The sequence below is a fragment of the Candidatus Hydrogenedentota bacterium genome, assembly GCA_019637335.1.
GTDB lineage: Bacteria > Hydrogenedentota > Hydrogenedentia > Hydrogenedentales > JAEUWI01 > JAEUWI01.
Genome location: JAHBVV010000001.1, coordinates 284,043 through 300,841, shown reverse-complemented (window position 1 = coordinate 300,841; position 16,799 = coordinate 284,043). Strand labels below are relative to the sequence as shown.

Below are 16,799 nucleotides of genomic sequence, written 5' to 3'. Positions count from 1 at the left end.
CGCTCCCTATGCGCCCGGGCCGCCTAGATTTCGGTCCCGGCTTCCGGCAGGCGCTCCAGGATGCCCAGGTCGAACAGGCGCCGCACGAGCTTGGGCTCCAGCCGGATTTTTGTGGCTTCGCGGATGGATTCGATCGTCTCGGGTGTGGGGCCGCCGTCGAAGTAGCGCAGCAGCGGCACGAGGGCGTCGGGCGCCTCGAAGGGCTCGGCGCAGGTGAGGGCCTGGATGGTGGTGCGCCCGCCGGCCTGCCGGAGCACGTTGAACGGGACCGCGCGCAGGCGGGATGGGGGCTCCGTCGCGCGAAGTTCCGCGGCGCGTTTGTCCAGCTCGAGGCGGTACAGCCGGGCCTCCTGGCCCGCGATGGCGACGGCCTCTTCCGGATCGAGCGCTTCCACACGCTCCGCGCAGGCCCGGTAGAAGGCCTCCCGCGTCCCCGGCCAGAAGCGCCACGCGTCCGGCGCAATGAGGACGGCGTTCCGGTCGCCCGCGCGCCTTGCGCCCGCGCTGAACACGCGATCCGGCGCGTCGATCAGCTCCAGAATCGCCCACCACGCCAGCGCGTTCTCCAGCTGGCCGAGCAGGCCCCGCATCGTCTGCCAGAACTGGTAGCCCGTGAGGCCCTTAACGTGCTTGCAGAAGAAGGTCGAGCAGACGCCATTCCGCTGTTGCCAGATGCCGCAGCGCGGGCCCTCGGGGGCGTCGCGGTCGATGGCGTAGGGGCAGAGGAGGTCGGGATCGCGCCCGAAGCCCTGTTTGTGGTGCTGATCGTAGAGCGTGATTAGCTTCGGGCCGGGCTGGATTCCGTGCAGCGTGGCCTGGAAACGTGTATCGGCGCCGGTGACGAAGGCGCGCAGCGCGCCGGCCCCGGGGTTGTCCTCCGCCAGGGCGCGCCCGGCCAGGAAATTCGGGATGTCGGGGAAATAGGTGCAGCATTTGAGGCCGCGATCATAGTAGCCCAGGTCCTCGCCGCCGCAGGACGCATCGGGCGCGGCCATGGCGCAGTCGTGGCAAGTCGCGTTGCGCTCGCGCGGGATACCCGCCGGCAGCCACGCCCGCACCCAGCGCTGGTAGAGCGCGGACAACTGTTCAAATTCGGGACTGCTCTCCACATCCGACATCGGCCCAAGCCTCCCGGCGCCACCGCGCCCTGCCCGCACGCTACACGCCCGCGCCGGCCCGATGCAAGCGCCGCGGGCCGGTACGCCGCGCGAGACGAGCGGTCGCATCACAATTGCCCGGCGAATCGCCCTTGATCCCGCCGCCGTCTATTTGCTACTATACAGGAAGTTAGCACAACTAACGCGGGGTGGAGCAGTCTGGTAGCTCGTTGGGCTCATAACCCAAAGGTCGTCGGTTCGAATCCGGCCCCCGCTACCAATAATCAAATCAGGGACTTGCGCAGATGCGCGGGTCCCTTTTTTTGTGTCTGGAGACGGTCTTGTAGCCATCGTTGTGCGCGATCCGGGCCAAACGGGCCGAAACCCTCGAATACCAATTCACATGCGCGCGGCGACCAGCCAAGGCGCATCAAGGGCACCCCTCAAGTCCCAAGTGCGCAATCTACCAACGCTATCCGCGCGAAGGCTTAGGCAACACCCACTTCAGGGCAATCGCATTTAAACTTCCAACTCGAGCCGAGCACCACATGAACCACCTTCAATGTTAAAAAGGGCGCGTGTTGGAGCGCTGGCATTTCGCCTGCGGCGTATCCCTGACCTTGCCGGCACAGATGCCGGCGCTCCAAAACGCTCACTATCGTTGATTCAAGGTTCCAAATCGACTCAAGTTTACGCCCATATACCGAGATCGAGTTTAAATGCGATTGCCCTGAACGCCACTTGTCCCCCCACAATCCCGTTGCTACTATGGGGTACATTGCGAACAGCCACCCACGGGGGAGACGCGCCAATGCCACCCATAACCGAGCCCGAGCTGGACATAGGAATGCTGTCCAGCCATCTCTGGGAGTCGGCCAATATCCTCCGGGGGCCGGTGGATGCGGCGGACTTCAAGACCTACATTCTCCCATTGTTGTTCTTCATGCGGGTGTCGGATGTCTACGACGAGGTGTATGCGGCGGCCCTGCTCGAATCCGAAAGCAATGTCTTATCCCCCAACCTCAACGCTTTATCCGGCAACCTCGACGCCTTATCCCCTAACCTCGGCGCCTTATCCCCCAACCTCGGCGCCTTATCCCCCAACCTCGGCCCAGGCACGGATGTTGCACAAGAGGAACATCGCCAGACACTTCTCGATGCGCTCAGCGCTCGCTCAGAAACTTATGCAGCTTTCGGCATGTGGCGTCGTAGGCTCTTTCTTCCTCTTCGGTGTGGAGGTGGCGGCAGTAGGGGCCTCCGTCGGGGCCGACTGCGTCGCGGAGCTGGTTTTGCGGGGGCTCGCCGTAGTCGTTGTGCGCGCTTACGTTGCGGATGATCTCGCCTCCGAGGAGCCAGAGGTTGTCCAGGTGGCGCTTTACCGTGCTGCTCGCGAGTTTGGAGTCGACGAGGGATTCCGCGAACGGGCGCATGGCCTCGAGGAGGCCTTCGCCGTAGACCCTATCTTTTTCGAGGCCCATCCAGCGCTCGGGCCATTCGGGGAAGTCGGGGCAGATGCTGGCCAGGGTTCGCTGTTTCATACGCCGGGAATGCCTCCATATTGTCCCCAGAAGCTGCGCTTGCGCTTGTGGTTTTCCACGATCCGTTGCACGTATTCGCGGTGGCCTGGAAATTCGCCCCAGCCGGTGATCGCGGGGGCGAGGGCGTCGAGGCGTTTGAGGTATCGGACGCCGTGGTGGTAGTCGTTGGAGGCGCCGCGCGCGAGAACGGCATCGGTGAGCGCCCGGTAGCAGAGGGTGGCGGCGAGGGGATGGCCGCCGTTTTCGAGTGCTTCGGCCATGGGGGCCAGGTCGTGGTGTCCCGCGCGGATCAGCTGATCGGCGTGCTTCAAGACGTATTTCGCCGCGTCATCCAGGCAGCCGGTTTCGATGAGGAAGGCGGCGTCCGCGCAGGAGAGGCGGGGTTCCTCGAGAATCGCTTTTCGCTCCTCGCGCAGGACGGTGTTGCGCCGCCTCGGGCCGATCGCGCGGAGGAGTTGTTCGAAGGTGTCGGCGGCGCGCCGCCGCCGGAAGATGCGCCACGCGACCTCCTCCCAGGCCGCGCGGTTCTTCTGGCGCTCGTGGATGGTATAAAGCAGTTCGTCTTTCTCCGGGCGATAGGCCTCGCCCACATCGGCCGATTTCACGAGCCGCAGGGCCGCGCCCGCATCGCCGGTTTCCAGATAGATCCTGGCCACGTCGAGCGGCAACGCGCCGCCGAAGTCGGGCCCGGCGGCGCGGGTCGCCTTCTCGTACAGGGGGGCATCGCCCAGCTGGCGGGCCAGCGTTTGCACCCCGACGAAGCACTTCCGGCGCCGGTAGTCCGCGCTGTGATTGCCGGATGGAAGCTCCTCCGCCATCATCCAGAGGCGTTCGGCCATGGCCCGGAGCGAATCCTCCGGGAACATGTCTCGCGCGCTCTCGAGCAGGTCCTCCCGCAGGCCGTAGTCGTCGCCCGCGAGCAGTTCAATGACGCGTTCCGCGAGCCAGGCCTTGTCGTTGCACTGCTGGCCGAAGGCGATGAACGCATGTGTGGCGTCCATGGAATACACGGCGCCAATTTGGCCGTCCGAGTCGTCGGCGCATTCGATGGCATCGCGGTCCGCCTCGAAGAACTCGGCGAGGAGCTCGATCCCCTCTTCCGGGCTCGCGGCGGATTCGACGATGGTCTCGACGACGCCTTCGAGTTCCAAGGCGAACGCGTGGGAGGCCCGCCAGTCGTAATATTGATCGCCGCTTTTCAGATCCGCGATGGCGCGCTTCGCCCGATGGCGTTTTTCATCCGGTGTGTTCAGCAGCCGCTCAATGACATCCTCCGCGGTCTCCGGGCGCGCGGCGATCTTTACCAGGGCGTCGACAAGGCGTTCCCTGTCCAACCCGAGCAGTTTCTCCCGGTAACCGTCCATCGATTCACCCTCCGTGTTGTGCGTTGCCGTTGTCCGGCCCGTGGCCGCCTTTTGCACGGCGGCGCTTGAGAGTATGTCGGCCGGCGCGCCCTGGCCGCAAGCCAAAACGTTATGCTTCATGCTTCTATAGATGAACTTGCCGTAGAGCGCCGGAAAGAAGATGCCGCTCGAAGCCGAACGTCCTCCACCCGCCGCCCGCGGGTCTGCGACCCGTGGGCGGCGGGATCGCGCTGCACGTCGGGATCGAATCCTGCGTACCGCTGCGAGTCCCGATTGCGCGCATGGCGCGGTGCGGCGTGGAAATTTGCTGGCGCTGGCGGGTAGAGTGCGGGTAGGCGGCGGATCGGGCGTCACGGGGACTCCCCGCCGCCGCGCCTTGTATGAATGAGAGGTTTATCGTGCAGTACTCCCGCCTTGCCGTATCCGCGCTGTTATTCGCCCTGGCTATCGCCGCCGCCACCGTGGAGCCCGCCTTTTCGGGCATGAGCTACCTGGACAATGGCGAAATCAGAATAGGCGTCGACCTCGACATTGGGGGGGCGATCACGTATCTCTCGGAATCGGGCAGCGACGAGAACATGATCAACAGCCACGACTGGGGCCGGCAGATCCAGATGTCGTTCTATTCGGGACCGGTTCCGTATATCCCGCCGAGCGGGAAGCAGCCGGCGAAGAACTGGACCTTTATCGGCTGGAATCCGATCCAGTCGGGGGACGCGTTCGACAACCCGTCGAAGGTGATCGCGCACACGAACAGCGGGACGGAGCTGTACGTGAAGTGCATCCCGATGCACTGGCCGCTGGACAACGAGCCGGGGGAGTGCACGTTTGAGACGTGGCTCACGCTGGAGGGGAACACGGTGCGGGCGCGCTCGCGGATCAACAATGCGCGCGGCGACGAGACGCAGTATCCGGCGCGGGGCCAGGAACTGCCGGCGGTCTACACGAACGGGACGTATTACCGCCTCTTCACGTACGATGGCGACGCGCCGTTTACCGGGGCGCCGGTGCGGCGGATCGAGAAGGTGTGGGACACGCGGATTCCCCCGGCGGAGGCGCCGGGCGGCCCGTGGGACAACTGGTACGCGACGGAGAATTGGTCGGCGCTCGTGCGGGAGGACGGTTTCGGCGTGGGCGTCTGGACGCCGAACACGTATACGTACACGGGCGGATTTGCGGGGGTTCCGGGGAGCGGCGGCCCAAAGGACGGGCCTACGGGCTATATCTCGCCGACGCGCCGCGAGATCCTGGACCACAACATTGAATACACGTACACGTACACGCTGATCGTGGGGCAGCTGGAGGAAATCCGCAAGTACGTGTACGAAAACACCCCGGGCCACGCCCTGCCGGACTATACCTTCGCGCGGGACCGGGAGAGCTGGACGCTGGCGGATGCGCGCGACGCGGGCTGGCCGCTGGACGGCGCCTGGCGCGTTACGCTGGCGGGCGAGAACCCCCGGCTTATCGGTCCGGACGGTTTCTGGAAGGCGAGCGATCTGCCGGCGATCCAGATCCGGGCCGCCTTTGACACGGGGGGCACGTCGGCCACGCTGCGCTGGCGCGGCTTCCAGGGCGAGGGCGGCGGTGCGGTTGCGTTTGACGTGATCCCCGATGGCGAGCCGCGGACGTATACCGTGGATCTGGCGGGCGCGACGGGCTACGGCGGGATCGTGACGCAGTTTACGATTGCGCCGGAGACGGACGGCGCCGAAGGGCGGTCGGTCACCCTGTGGCGCGTCGGCGCGCCGGAGTGAGTGGCCGCGTTTATTCCCGTAACACTTTAGCGGTATGAAATAGGCCCCGATCTTTCTTGTCATGCCGCGGTATTACGAGGAGCGTGCGGAAGGCTGGGAGCGCAGGCGTCCCCGCCTGCAATGCACCGGAGGTGCATGGTTTGTTTGCACTACCTGGGGTTTGGCCAGGGAGACGATCGTACTCGGATTACCGCCGCTTATCAGATTCGCGCCTGCGGCGCGGTGCGGGCGGGCCGCCCGCGCTCCCATTGGTCGGCGCCTCCGTTGCGGCGCGGATTTGTGTCGTCGAGAAATAGAGCTACCTTCATTCCGCTAGAGTGTTGCCTTTCCCTACACCGCAGGTCCGGTGGGCTTGCCTTTGTCGTCGTAGTGGTAGAAGCCCTGGCCGGTTTTGATGCCGAGGTGGCCGTCGCGGACGAGCTTTTTGAGGAGCTCGGGAGGGCGCAGGGCCTCGCAGCGGTCGATCTCGTGGATATGCGTGAAGGCCAGGAGGCAGACGTCGAGGCCGGCCATGTCGGCCTTGGCGAGGGGCCCCTGGAGCATGCCATAGCCGGTGGTGAGGCCCTTGTCGACGTCGGCGACGGAGCAGACGCCCTGCTCGACGAGGCGAATGGCTTCGCAGGTCATGGCGCCGAAGACGCGGTTCATAATGAAGCCGGGCACATCCTTTTTCACGTGGACGATGAACTTGCCGAAGCCCTCGCACACGTCGCGGATAAGCATGAGCGTGGCGGCGCTGGTCTGGGGGGCGGGGATGAGTTCGAGGAGCGGGTTGAGCGGGACGGGAAAGAAGAAGTGGGCGCCGGCCACGCGGTCCGGGCGGCGGGTGGCTTCGGCGAGGAAATGAATGGGGATGGTGGAGGTGTTGGAGGCCAGGCAGGCTTCGGGCTTGCAGATGCGGTCGAGATCGGCGAAGACCTCGCGCTTGAGCTCGACGATCTCGGGTACGGATTCGAAGACGAGATCGGCGTCGGCTGCGAGTTCGAGGCGGGTTCCGGTGGTGATGCGCTTGAGGGCAGCGTCGGGGCTGCTGATGAGCACTTCTTTTTCGCGCAGCTTCCGGAGGGACCAGTCCATGTGGCCCAGAGCGCGGGTGATGGCGTCCTCGGACGTGTCCACCAGCGTGACGGTGTGGCCGTGGGTGGCGGCGAGCTGGGCGATGCCGGAACCCATGAATCCGGCGCCGACGACGGCGATGTGTTTTGGGTTCATGACGCTCCTCAGGGGAATTTAGAATGGTGAATAGTGAATAGTGAATAGTGAATTGAAACCGAGAACTTCCGGTGGCGCTTACTTTTCAGGCCGAATTGTTCTTCCTGGTGTTGATCACGATAGCAACCAGTATACTCACAATCTCGTTGGCCTCCGCAGTCATCTCCGCCAACTGCTTTTCTGAGCAGAGGTGCGCCGCCTGTAGGAGCCGGAGCCAGTAGAGCGTTTCACGGGCCTCCTTCAAGGCGATGGACATCTTTGAGAGGAAGTCTGCGCGGCTCTGACTACCCTGGGCTTCCTCCACGTTGGCGCCGATCGACGTCCCGGCACGGAGCAATTGCTTCGCGAGCGTACCCGAGACGCCGGGTTTACTGTCCAGAAACGTTGCCAGCTCTACTACACGAACGGCGAAATTAAACGTGCGCGTTGTTATGTGCTCGGCCGTTTCCATTGCTTCACCCACTTTTCTCTCTTCTCTCTTCCCTATTCTCTATTCCCTATTCCCTATTCTCTATTCTCTATTCTCTATTCACCCTTCACCCTTCACCCTTCACCCTTCACCCTTCACCCTTCACCCTTCACCCTTCACCATTCACCCTTCACCATTCACCATTCACCATTCACCATTCACCATTCACCATTCACCATTCACCATTCAAACGACGGCCCCGCCGTCCACGGTCAGGATGGCGCCGGTGGTGAAGCTGGCGGCGTCGGACATGAGGTAGACGGCGGCGCCGGCCATTTCCTCGGGCTGCGCGTGGCGTCCGAGCGGGGTCTTGCCGACCTGGCGATCGCGGATTTCCGGGGTGTCGATGAGGACCTTGGCGAATTTGGTCTCGGTGAGGCCGGGGCAGATGCAGTTGCAGCGGACGCCCGCGCCGCCGAGCTCTTTGGCGATGGTCTTGGTCATCATGATGACGGCGGCCTTGGTCATGGAGTAGATGGCCATCATGGGCGATGGGCTGATGCCCTCGATCGAGGCGATGTTGAGGATGGAGCCGCCGCCGGCCTTAATCATGAGGCGCGCTGCGCGCTGCGCCATCAGGAAGTACCCCTTGACGTTCACGTCAAAGGTTTTGTCGAAAGCGGCCTCGGGGGCCTCCACGAAGGGGCCGAAGTAGGGGTTGGTGGCGGCGTTGTTCACGAGGCCGTCGAGGCGTCCGTATTCCGCCTCGATCCATTCGAAGAGCGCGTCCACCTGCGCGAGGTCGCCGGTGTGGCAGGCGCGGGCGACGGCCTGGCCGCCTTCCTCGACGATAGCGCGGGCGACGGCCTCGCAGCCTTCCTGCTTCCGGGACGCGACGATGACGGTGGCGCCGCGCCGGGCGAATTCGCGCGCGAAGGCCTCGCCGATGCCGCGGCTTGCGCCGTTGATGAGGATGATCTTGCCGGTGAGTTCAAACGAGGTCATGGGAGCCTTTCCGGGAGTTTGGGTCGCCGTGGTGATTGGCCCCCATTGTGACAAGCGGGCGCGGCCAAACGCCAGCCCGCCAGGGCAATCGCATTCAGACGCCTCTTACGGGCCCATCGCTTTATGAACCACAGGAACCTCAAAAAACGGCTGTGTTGTAGCGCTGGCATTTCGCGTGTGGCGAATCCTGGTCCTTGCCGGCACAGATGCCGGCGCTCCAACACGCTCACTTTCCTTGAACCAGGGTCTCGAACCGAAGCGATATTACGTCCATTTGCGGCGATTGAAATCAAATCCGATAGCCCTGCGAGCCCGGCGGATTCTTCAGGCGATGCCGTATTGCCGCCGGATTTGCTGGCATTCGTCCAGCAGGCCGCCGGCGAAGGCCTTGTTGGTGAGTGCGAGGAGGCCGGCGGCGGTGACGATGAAATCGCCCGCCTCCTTGTCGCCCGCGTCGAGGCGTTGCTTAAGTTTGCGGAGCACCGCGGCGTGGAAGGCCGCGGGATCGGCGCTGGCCTGGATGGCGGGCGCGACGCCGAACTGGTGCTCCACCATGAAATCGATGAAGCGATCCAGCGCGGGGCGGTAGTCGGGTTTGTGCGCCAGGGCGTCGCCGTAGTGGCCGATGGCGGCGATGGGATCCTGATCGGCCTCCGCGAGCAGGCCGAGGTGGTAGGCGCTGGCGTAGCTGCCCGTGCCGGCGACATCCTCGCGGACAGCGCCGCAGCGCATGGCCTCGGTGTAGCCGGCTCGGGCGCGCTCCACGTCGCCGAGCATGAGGGCGATATAGCCGCAGACGTGGTAGAAGTCCGCCCGGCGCGTGCCGGCGTGGCCCAGGTTGATGTGATCGGACAGCAGGGCCTCGGCGGCGTCCAGGCGATCGGTATTGGCGTAGGCGTAGGCCAGGCTGGTGACGAGCGTGGTGAGCATCTCGCGCGCGGCGGGGGTCCCCTGGCGTCCCCGGGGGGCCTCGCCGGAAAAATCGATCAGGGCGAGGGCGCGCTCGAAGGCCTGCGCGGCCTCGGCGTAGCGCTTCAGGGCGTAGAGGGTCTTTCCGAGCTGGTAGTGGTAGTATTCGTTTTCCGGGTCGGCGGCGGTGGCCCGTTCGAGCAGGGGCAGGTTGCGCAGGCCCTTGTGATCGGGATCATGGAGGGCGCAGTCGTAGCCCGAGTGGGCCACCACGACGCCCGTGTCGGCGACGCCGGGGTGGGCGCCGGAAACGGGGGCCAGCTGCTCGTGGATGATCCCCCGGTAGGTGTAGCGCGCCTTGGGGAAGAAGCGCTCCACGTGGCCGGAGACCACGGCGTGATCGGGACCACTCCCCGTCGGGCTACGGTGCTGGATGGCGCCGGTAACGCCATCCGGCTGATACTGGACGAACTCCTCCAGGAGCGCGCGGGCGGCGTCGGGGTTCTCGATCACTTCGTCGGCGTCGAGCGAGAGGATCCAGGGGCCGGCGGCCAGGGCGATCGCGCGGTTGCGGGCCGCGGCGAAGTCGTCCTCCCAGGGGATTTCGTGGCAGTGCGGGGTGTATTCCCGGGCCACGGCGAGGGTGTCGTCGGTGGAGCCGGTGTCCGCCACGATAATCTCGTCGACGACGCGCCGCACGGCTTCCAGGCAGGCGGGCAGGCGGCGGGCCTCGTTTTTCACAATAAGAACGGCGCTGATGGCTGGCATGGCGTGGCTGGGGTCCTGGCGCTGCGCGGCGGGGCGGGCCGCCCGAAAAAAACACCCCCGCGGGCGCGTTCGCCCGCGGGGATGCGGCTTGAAATTACAGGGTTTCGGGGTCGAATTCGAAGGTGAAGGCATCCTCGCCTTCGAGCTTGCAGCGCGTCAGCCACTCGCCCTGGGGCGACACGACCCCGCTCGGCGCGTTGGCGGGACCGTTCTTGCTGGCCGCGTTCACCGCGAAGATGTAGCAGCCGCTTTCCCGCGCGCGGAGCAGCAGGTTGGCGTTGTGGTATTCCGCGTAGGCGGGATCCGAGCCGGAGTTGGCGCTGAAGAAGATAACGCGGGCGCCCTTCTGGCCGAGCTGGTAGGACAGGCGGCGGTCCGGGTAGGGGCCAAAGCCGGGGGCGACCCAGAGGTCATTGCCGATGAGGCAGCCGAAGTCGAGGCCGTTGTACTCGAAGACCCGCAACTCGTCCCCGGGGCGGCACCACTCGCGGTCCTTCTCCGTGGGTACGAGCTTCTCCTGCGTGCCGAGCACGGCGCCGTCGTCGGAGAAGATGCGGGATTGAATGAAGGCGTGGCCGTCGGTGCGGGCGCCGGTGCCGACAATCGCGGTCACGTAGGACTGGCGGCAGGCGGTGGCGATCTGCTGCCAGGCCTCGAGGGTTCGCGAGTCGCTGAAATCGTTGTTGTAGCCGGTGAGGCTCATTTCCGGAAACAGGATGAAGTCGCAGTCGCTGCGGCCGATCGTGTCCAGGATTCTGGGCAGGTTTTCGCTTTTCTTCTTTTCCACCGCCATCTGCACCCCAGTTACCCGAATCGTTGCCATATGCCCTACCTCCAGTCACGCTTACGTGTTTACTGCCCGCGCCCCAAATGAAGCGCGGGCGCCAAAACTGCTCTCAACCCGATCCTAACATACGCGCGGAGATCCGGTCACCCGAAAATGCCGGGACGTGTCGCCATGCCGAGGAGATCGCGGACAGGACGAAGGTGCGCCGGGGCCTGGTTACGGTGTGGACGCGGCGGTGTGTCGCTTGCCGTTGACGGTTTCGAGCAGGCTGAGGGCTTCCGCTGGCGTGGCGCATTGGATGAGGCTGGCCACGTGTCCGGGATTCACGGCGAGGCTTGCGATGGAGGCGAGGGCGTCGAGGTAGCGGGTGGAGGCGTCGGGGGGCGCGACCACGAGAAAAACGAGGTGACAGGGCCTTCCGTCGAGGGATTCGAAGTCGAATCCGTTGCGGGAGATGGCGAGGGCGATGGAGAGGGTGGAGACGTGGCTGGTGCGCGCGTGGGGTATGGCGATGCCGCCGCCTACGCCTGTGCTGCTCCGGTGCTCGCGATCGAGCACGGCGGCGAGCACGGGGGGGCGCGCGCCGGGGGGTGTGGGCAGGCGCCCGACGAGATCTTCGAGCACCTGCCATTTGGTCATGTCCGCGACGCCGATCCAGATCGCGTTTTCTGTGAGGGTCTTGTGCAGTTCCATTCGATGCGCTCCCTTGTTCCGGCGCCGTCAGTCGTAACAGCGCAGCAGTTCCTCGGCGGCGGGTCCCTTCACGACGAGCACGGGACACGGGGCGGTCCAGAGGATCATCTCAAATTCATTGCCGAAGGCGTCCCGCACGCTCAGGGGGATCGCGATGTCGCCGAGGACAATGATGCTCGCCTTGATGTGTATGGCTTCGTCCACCACCTCGCGGTGGGGGATTCCGCGGCGCAGTCGCCCGGTGAGGTCCACGTTATGTTGCCGGGCGATGCGTTCGGCGGCCCGCAGGTACTTCCGGCCGTCCTCTTCGAGATCGCGGCTCAGGTCGCCGACTTCCTCGTCGAGAAAGATTTTTGCGCGGCTGAGATCGCCGAGCAGCTTTTCATCCACCACATAGACCGCGTGCAGTTGGGCGCCGCAGGCCTCCGCGAGGGCAACGGCATATCGGGTGGCGGTGGCGTTTTCGTCGGCCGCATCCACGTGGAGCAGAATGCGCTCCAGCGGGCGAATCGGGGGTATCATCATCCATCTCCCAGCGCTTCGAGCCGCTCCTTGATACGTTTGAGCGCAAACAGCGCGTCCCGGTCCGATTCCTCGAGGGCGTCCTCGACATAGCGCCTGGACGCTTCGTAGTCCGGTATAAGTATTTTTTCCAGGGCGTTGACGCGCCGGATGGTCTTCTGAATTTCGCGGGCGAGCCGCAATACGGAGATGCGGGTCTCGGCCAGCTCGGCGAGCAGGTGCAGGGCGGTCTTGAATCGGGCGGCGGCCTCATCGGTCCAGGCGGAAGACTGCACGGGGCCGTAGTACGGCGGACTGTCCTGTACCGCCAGGGAGACGGCCGGCACCGACACGCCCATGACGTGGCGTTCCCGGAGTGTTACGCCGGCCAGGGCGCCCACCGCGCTGGCGGCGGTCGCTCCCGCCGAAACGCCACTTGCGAGGAGGGCCTCCCGGAGGGCCGCGTGGGCCCGGGCAAGTTCGGCGTCGGCCTTGGCCTGGGCGTCGATGGCGCGGGCGGTGAAGCGCTTGAGCTCCATGACGAGTATCTCGCGCTTTTGTTCCAGCAGTTCGTAGCCTTCCCGCGCAAAGGCCAGATCCGACTTGATCCGGGCGAGATTCGTGCGCGTCGGCGCGACTTCGTAGCGGGCCATGTCACCTCCCGTAATACTTGCGGATTTCTTCCTCGGTGATCCGGTGCAGCTCCTCGCGTGGCAGGATCGAGAGCACGTTCCAGCCGAGATCCAGCGTCTCGGCGACGCTGCGATTCTCATCGGGTCGCTGGCTGAGGAATCGGCGCTCAAAGGCCTCGCCGAATTCGAGGTAGGTGTGATCCAGGGGTGTCAATTCCTCCTCGCCGATGACGGAGGCGAGGGCGCGGATGTCCTTGACCTGTGCGTAGGCGGCGAAGAGCTGGCTGGCGAGGTGGGCATGGTCGCCGCGCGTCATGCCGTCGCCGATACCGTCCTTCATCAGGCGCGAAAGGGACGGGAGCCCGGCAATGGGGGGGTAAATCCCGCGCTGATCCAGTTCGCGGTCGAGCACGATCTGGCCCTCCGTGATATAGCCGGAGAGGTCCGGAACGGGGTGGGAGATGTCGTCGTTGGGCATACTGACGACCGGGACCTGTGTAATGGAGCCGGAACGCCCGATGATCATGCCGGCGCGCTCGTAGATGGAGGCGAGGTCGCTGTACAGGTAGCCGGGATAGCCCTTTCGGCTTGGAATCTCGTTTCGCTGGGTGGAGATTTCCCGAAGCGCTTCGCAGTAGTTGGTCATGTCCGTCAGGATGACGAGCACGTGCATGCCCAGGTCGAAGGCCAGGTACTCGGCGATGGTGAGGGCCGCCCTCGGGGTGATAAGGCGTTCGACCGACGGCGCATCGGCCATGCTGAGCAAGGCGACCACCCGCTCCATCGCGCCGGATTCTTCAAAGTTGCGGACATAGTACATCGCCTCGTCGCGCTTGATGCCCATGCCGGCAAATACGACGGCAAAGTCCACGTCTTCGTCCACTACCCGGGCCTGGCGCGCGATCTGCGCGACGGTCTGACGGTGCGGCAGGCCGCTCCCGGAGAAGATGGGCAGTTTCTGACCGCGCACGAGGGTGTTCATGCCGTCAATGGCGGACAGGCCGGTCTGGATGAACTTTCTCGGGTAATCACGCGCCGTGGGGTTGACGGGCATCCCGTTCACATCGCGCGGCTCGCCGATGGGATCCGGCCCGCTGTCAATCGGGCGTCCGAGGCCGTCGAATACGCGCCCCAGCAGGTCCCGGGAGACTTCGACGGTGAGCGGTTCCCCCCGAAAGCGCACGCGCGTGTCGCCGAGTTTCAGGCGCTCGGTGCCCTCGAAGACCTGGACCACCGCGGCGCCGCCGGATACTTCCAGCGTCATGCCCATACGGGAACCGCCCTGCCCGTCGACGATTTCGACGAGTTCGTTGTAACCGGCGGGGTGGATCCCCCGGATCGCCAGGATCGGCCCGGAGACCTCCTCGATACCCCGATACTCGCGCCCGTCGAGCAGCTTCAGTATGGCGGGATCAGGCGCGCGCGGCGTTGATTTCATGGAGCGACTCCTCGACGCGCCGGCCGATCGCCTCCAACTTCTCCAAATCCTCGTTGGCGCATTCGTATTTCATTTGCATGATGTCGCGCACCACCGGCGCGCGCCGCACTTCGGCCAGCAGGGCTCCGTTCTTGATGGCGTCGGCGGCCAGCCGGTAGTAGGTAAGAATAATCTTCAGCATCCGGTACTGTTTGCCCGCTTCACAGAACGCGTCCACCTTGTCGTAGGCGTTCTGCTGGAGAAAGGCATTTTTGAACATGGCGGCGGCATCGAGAATGAGGCGCTGGCTGTCCGGGAGGACATCCGCCCCGACGAGCTTCACCACGCGCTGCAAACGCTCTTCGCGCTGCATGATCGCGATGGCTTCCGCGCGCAAGCTCCGCCATTCCCCGTGGGTTTCCTCGTCCCACCAGGCGGCCACGTCCTCCGTGTACTCGCTGTAGCTCTCCAGCCAGCTTACCGCCGGATAGTGGCGGGCGTTGGCGAGTTGCCGGTCCAGCGCCCAGAGGGTCCGCACGAAGCGCTTCGTGTGCCGGGTAACCGGCTCGGAGAAGTCCCCTCCCGGCGGCGAGACGGCGCCGATGGTGGTGATGGACGCCTCCGCGCCCGCGAGGGTGTGGACCGCGCCGGCCCGCTCGTAGAACTCCGCCAGGCGGCTGGGCAGGTAGGCGGGGAAGCCCTCGTCGGCCGGCATTTCCTCCATGCGGCCGGAGAGTTCGCGCAGGGCCTCGGCCCACCGCGAGGTGGAATCCGCCATGACCGCAATGTGATAGCCCATATCGCGGTAGTACTCGGCGATGGTGATGCCGGTGTAGATGCTCGCCTCGCGCGCGGCCACGGGCATGTTGGAGGTATTGGCGACGAGGATCGTGCGCTCCATGAGCGGCCGCCCGGTGCGGGGATCCACCAATTTGGGGAAATCCGTCAGCACGCCCGTCATTTCATTGCCGCGCTCCCCGCAGCCGATGTAGACGACGATATCCGCGTCGCACCATTTCGCGAGGGCGTGCTGGAGCATGGTCTTGCCGGTCCCGAAGCCCCCGGGAACCACGACCGTCCCGCCGCGGGCCACCGGAAAGAGGGTGTCGAGGACGCGCTGCCCCGTCACGAGGGGCTGTGTATCCGGGAGGCGGTCGCGGTAGGGCCGCCCGCGGCGCACGGGCCATTTCTGGCGCATCCCGCAGGCGATTTCGCCTTCCGGCCCGCGGACTTTGGCAACTTCGTCGTCCACCGTGTAGGCGCCGGGGGGCGCGATCCAGACGAGTTCCCCGGAGACGGATAGCGGAAGCATAATCCGGTGTTCAATGAGGGGGGTTTCGCGCACGACGCCAATGATCATGCCGCCCGAGGCTGCGCATGGCGCCGCCACCGCCGGTGTAAAGTCCCAGCGGCGTTCGCGATCGAGTGCGGGCGCATGGACACCCCGGGACACGAAATCGCCCGTCTGCTGACGAAGCACGTCGAGGGGACGCTGTACGCCGTCGTAGATGCCGCCGATCAGCCCAGGTCCCAATTCCACCGACAGGGGTTCGCCGCTGCCGTATACCAGTGCGCCCGGGCGCAGGCCCGTGGTGTCCTCGTAGACCTGGATCCATGCCCGGTCCGTCTTGATGCGCACGACCTCGCCCACCAGCCGCTCCGCGCCGACATAGACGAGTTCCATCATCTCCACGTCGGTGGCGCCGGCGGCTTCCACAACCGGGCCAATGACCCGGTGTACTCGTCCCAGTACGCGTTCACTCATGGCCGCTCTCGATTTCCCGCAGAATGGCCCTGCGCAGGTTCCGGCGTTCGCGCTCCAGGCGGCGCATGTAGGTGTTGTCGTACACGATGCGTCCCTCCGGGTCCGACGCGATGCATCCGCCGTCCGTGATGGCGCTGTCGAATTCCAGTTCCAGGTCCACGTCCCCGCCGCCACGGGCGCGCACGGCGGCCTTCACCCGCGCCGCAAAGGCCTCGTCGACCAGGGCCCGGTCGCGCTCCGCCAGCTTCAGATGCACCCGCACCCCGCCCGCGCCGAGCGCAGCCTCCGCCGCCAGGGCAGCGAGGCTTTCGCGATAGCGATCCGGGTCACTCGGTATAGTCCGCAAGTCCGCCTCGATACGCGCCAGGGTGGCGGACACGTGCTCTTCGCGCGCCCAGAGCAACATGCGGCGCGCTTCCACCGCGGCGGTGGCCAGTTCGCGCGTGCGAAACCGCCCGGCCTCCTCCTCCGCGGCCCCCAGGATCCGCTTCCTGATTTCCTCCACTTCTTCCCGCACGCGCTGGCGCTCCGCCTCGGCTTCCGCGCGGGCGGCCTCCAGGATATGCGCCACTTCGGCATCCGCGGCGTCGAGGATGCTGCGGACGATCTCCGAATCGGGTTTTTGCGCCGTTTGGTCGCTCATAGCTGAATTCCCACGGCCCTGCGGACGACATCTTCGATGGGCGGCCGATCCGCGCGGGGTCCGGATGCGTCGGGAATTTCGAGGAGCAGAGGAAATCCCGTGCCGTACAGATGGCGCTCCACCGTTTCGCGAACCTGCGCGGCCACGCCCTCGGTAATAAACAGAATTCCCGTGTCCCGGCGATCGAGGACCGATTTCAGGGCTTCCAGGGCCGACGCGCGGTCCGCGGCGACCGTGCCGTTGATTCCCGCGAGCCGGAATCCGAGCACGGATTCCGGGTCGCCAATGATGTGCAGGCGCAT

16 protein-coding genes, 1 tRNA gene and 1 pseudogene are annotated in these 16,799 nt (G+C 65.5%); 3 read left to right on the top strand and 15 right to left on the bottom strand.

What is annotated here, in order from left to right:
- Window positions 1-23: 23 nt before the first annotated feature.
- Entirely contained in the window at window positions 24-1,118 is a 1,095-nt protein-coding gene (locus tag KF886_01210) for a hypothetical protein (GenBank protein MBX3175955.1), read from the bottom strand.
- Between the two features lie 182 nt (window positions 1,119-1,300).
- Between KF886_01210 and KF886_01205 the strand changes: the two genes are divergently transcribed.
- A tRNA-Met gene (locus tag KF886_01205) sits at window positions 1,301-1,377 on the top strand.
- Between the two features lie 531 nt (window positions 1,378-1,908).
- Window positions 1,909-2,103: pseudogene (locus KF886_01200) on the top strand (type I restriction-modification system subunit M N-terminal domain-containing protein).
- A gap of 157 nt (window positions 2,104-2,260) precedes the next feature.
- On the opposite strand, the gene KF886_01195 reads toward KF886_01200, so the two are convergent.
- Window positions 2,261-2,635: a hypothetical protein gene (locus tag KF886_01195; GenBank protein ID MBX3175954.1), complete on the bottom strand. Its 375-nt coding sequence runs from the start codon at window positions 2,633-2,635 to the stop codon at window positions 2,261-2,263.
- Window positions 2,632-3,999 carry a hypothetical protein gene (locus KF886_01190; GenBank protein MBX3175953.1) on the bottom strand — a complete coding sequence of 456 codons (1,368 nt, stop codon included), beginning with the start codon at window positions 3,997-3,999 and terminating at the stop codon, window positions 2,632-2,634. Before KF886_01190 ends, KF886_01195 begins: the two co-directional genes overlap by 4 nt.
- Before the next feature lie 398 nt (window positions 4,000-4,397).
- Here KF886_01190 and KF886_01185 point away from each other — a divergent pair, with 398 nt between their 5' ends.
- Entirely contained in the window at window positions 4,398-5,756 is a 1,359-nt protein-coding gene (locus KF886_01185) for a hypothetical protein (protein MBX3175952.1), read from the top strand.
- Window positions 5,757-6,086: 330 nt separating this feature from the next.
- Here the strand turns inward: KF886_01185 and KF886_01180 are convergent, their stop codons facing one another.
- The 12 genes from KF886_01180 to KF886_01125 form a co-directional block, all read right to left on the bottom strand.
- A complete protein-coding gene (locus KF886_01180) occupies window positions 6,087-6,968 on the bottom strand; it encodes a 3-hydroxyacyl-CoA dehydrogenase family protein (GenBank protein MBX3175951.1) in 882 nt (293 codons plus the stop codon).
- 85 nt (window positions 6,969-7,053) lie between these two features.
- The gene (locus KF886_01175) at window positions 7,054-7,419 is read right to left on the bottom strand and encodes a four helix bundle protein (GenBank protein MBX3175950.1); all 366 of its coding nucleotides are present in this window, start codon (window positions 7,417-7,419) and stop codon (window positions 7,054-7,056) included.
- 204 nt (window positions 7,420-7,623) lie between these two features.
- Window positions 7,624-8,382, bottom strand: a complete 759-nt coding sequence (locus KF886_01170; protein MBX3175949.1) for a glucose 1-dehydrogenase — start codon at window positions 8,380-8,382, stop codon at window positions 7,624-7,626.
- A gap of 324 nt (window positions 8,383-8,706) precedes the next feature.
- Window positions 8,707-10,059, bottom strand: a complete 1,353-nt coding sequence (locus KF886_01165) for a glycosyltransferase (GenBank protein MBX3175948.1) — start codon at window positions 10,057-10,059, stop codon at window positions 8,707-8,709.
- A gap of 94 nt (window positions 10,060-10,153) precedes the next feature.
- Window positions 10,154-10,882, bottom strand: coding sequence for a carbon-nitrogen hydrolase family protein (locus tag KF886_01160; protein MBX3175947.1), 729 nt, complete (start codon window positions 10,880-10,882; stop codon window positions 10,154-10,156).
- A gap of 180 nt (window positions 10,883-11,062) precedes the next feature.
- Window positions 11,063-11,539 (bottom strand): PTS sugar transporter subunit IIA, encoded by a 477-nt coding sequence (locus KF886_01155; GenBank protein MBX3175946.1) that lies wholly within the window; start codon window positions 11,537-11,539, stop codon window positions 11,063-11,065.
- A gap of 27 nt (window positions 11,540-11,566) precedes the next feature.
- Window positions 11,567-12,064, bottom strand: a complete 498-nt coding sequence (locus tag KF886_01150; protein MBX3175945.1) for a universal stress protein — start codon at window positions 12,062-12,064, stop codon at window positions 11,567-11,569.
- Entirely contained in the window at window positions 12,061-12,693 is a 633-nt protein-coding gene (locus KF886_01145) for a V-type ATP synthase subunit D (protein ID MBX3175944.1), read from the bottom strand. The genes KF886_01150 and KF886_01145 overlap by 4 nt, the downstream gene beginning before the upstream one ends.
- A gap of 1 nt (window position 12,694) precedes the next feature.
- Complete coding sequence (locus tag KF886_01140; protein ID MBX3175943.1) at window positions 12,695-14,110, bottom strand: V-type ATP synthase subunit B; 1,416 nt, start codon at window positions 14,108-14,110, stop codon at window positions 12,695-12,697.
- The gene (locus KF886_01135; protein MBX3175942.1) at window positions 14,085-15,854 is read right to left on the bottom strand and encodes a V-type ATP synthase subunit A; all 1,770 of its coding nucleotides are present in this window, start codon (window positions 15,852-15,854) and stop codon (window positions 14,085-14,087) included. The genes KF886_01140 and KF886_01135 overlap by 26 nt, the downstream gene beginning before the upstream one ends.
- A complete protein-coding gene (locus KF886_01130; GenBank protein ID MBX3175941.1) occupies window positions 15,847-16,497 on the bottom strand; it encodes a hypothetical protein in 651 nt (216 codons plus the stop codon). The genes KF886_01135 and KF886_01130 overlap by 8 nt, the downstream gene beginning before the upstream one ends.
- Complete coding sequence (locus tag KF886_01125; protein MBX3175940.1) at window positions 16,494-16,799, bottom strand: V-type ATP synthase subunit F; 306 nt, start codon at window positions 16,797-16,799, stop codon at window positions 16,494-16,496. Before KF886_01125 ends, KF886_01130 begins: the two co-directional genes overlap by 4 nt.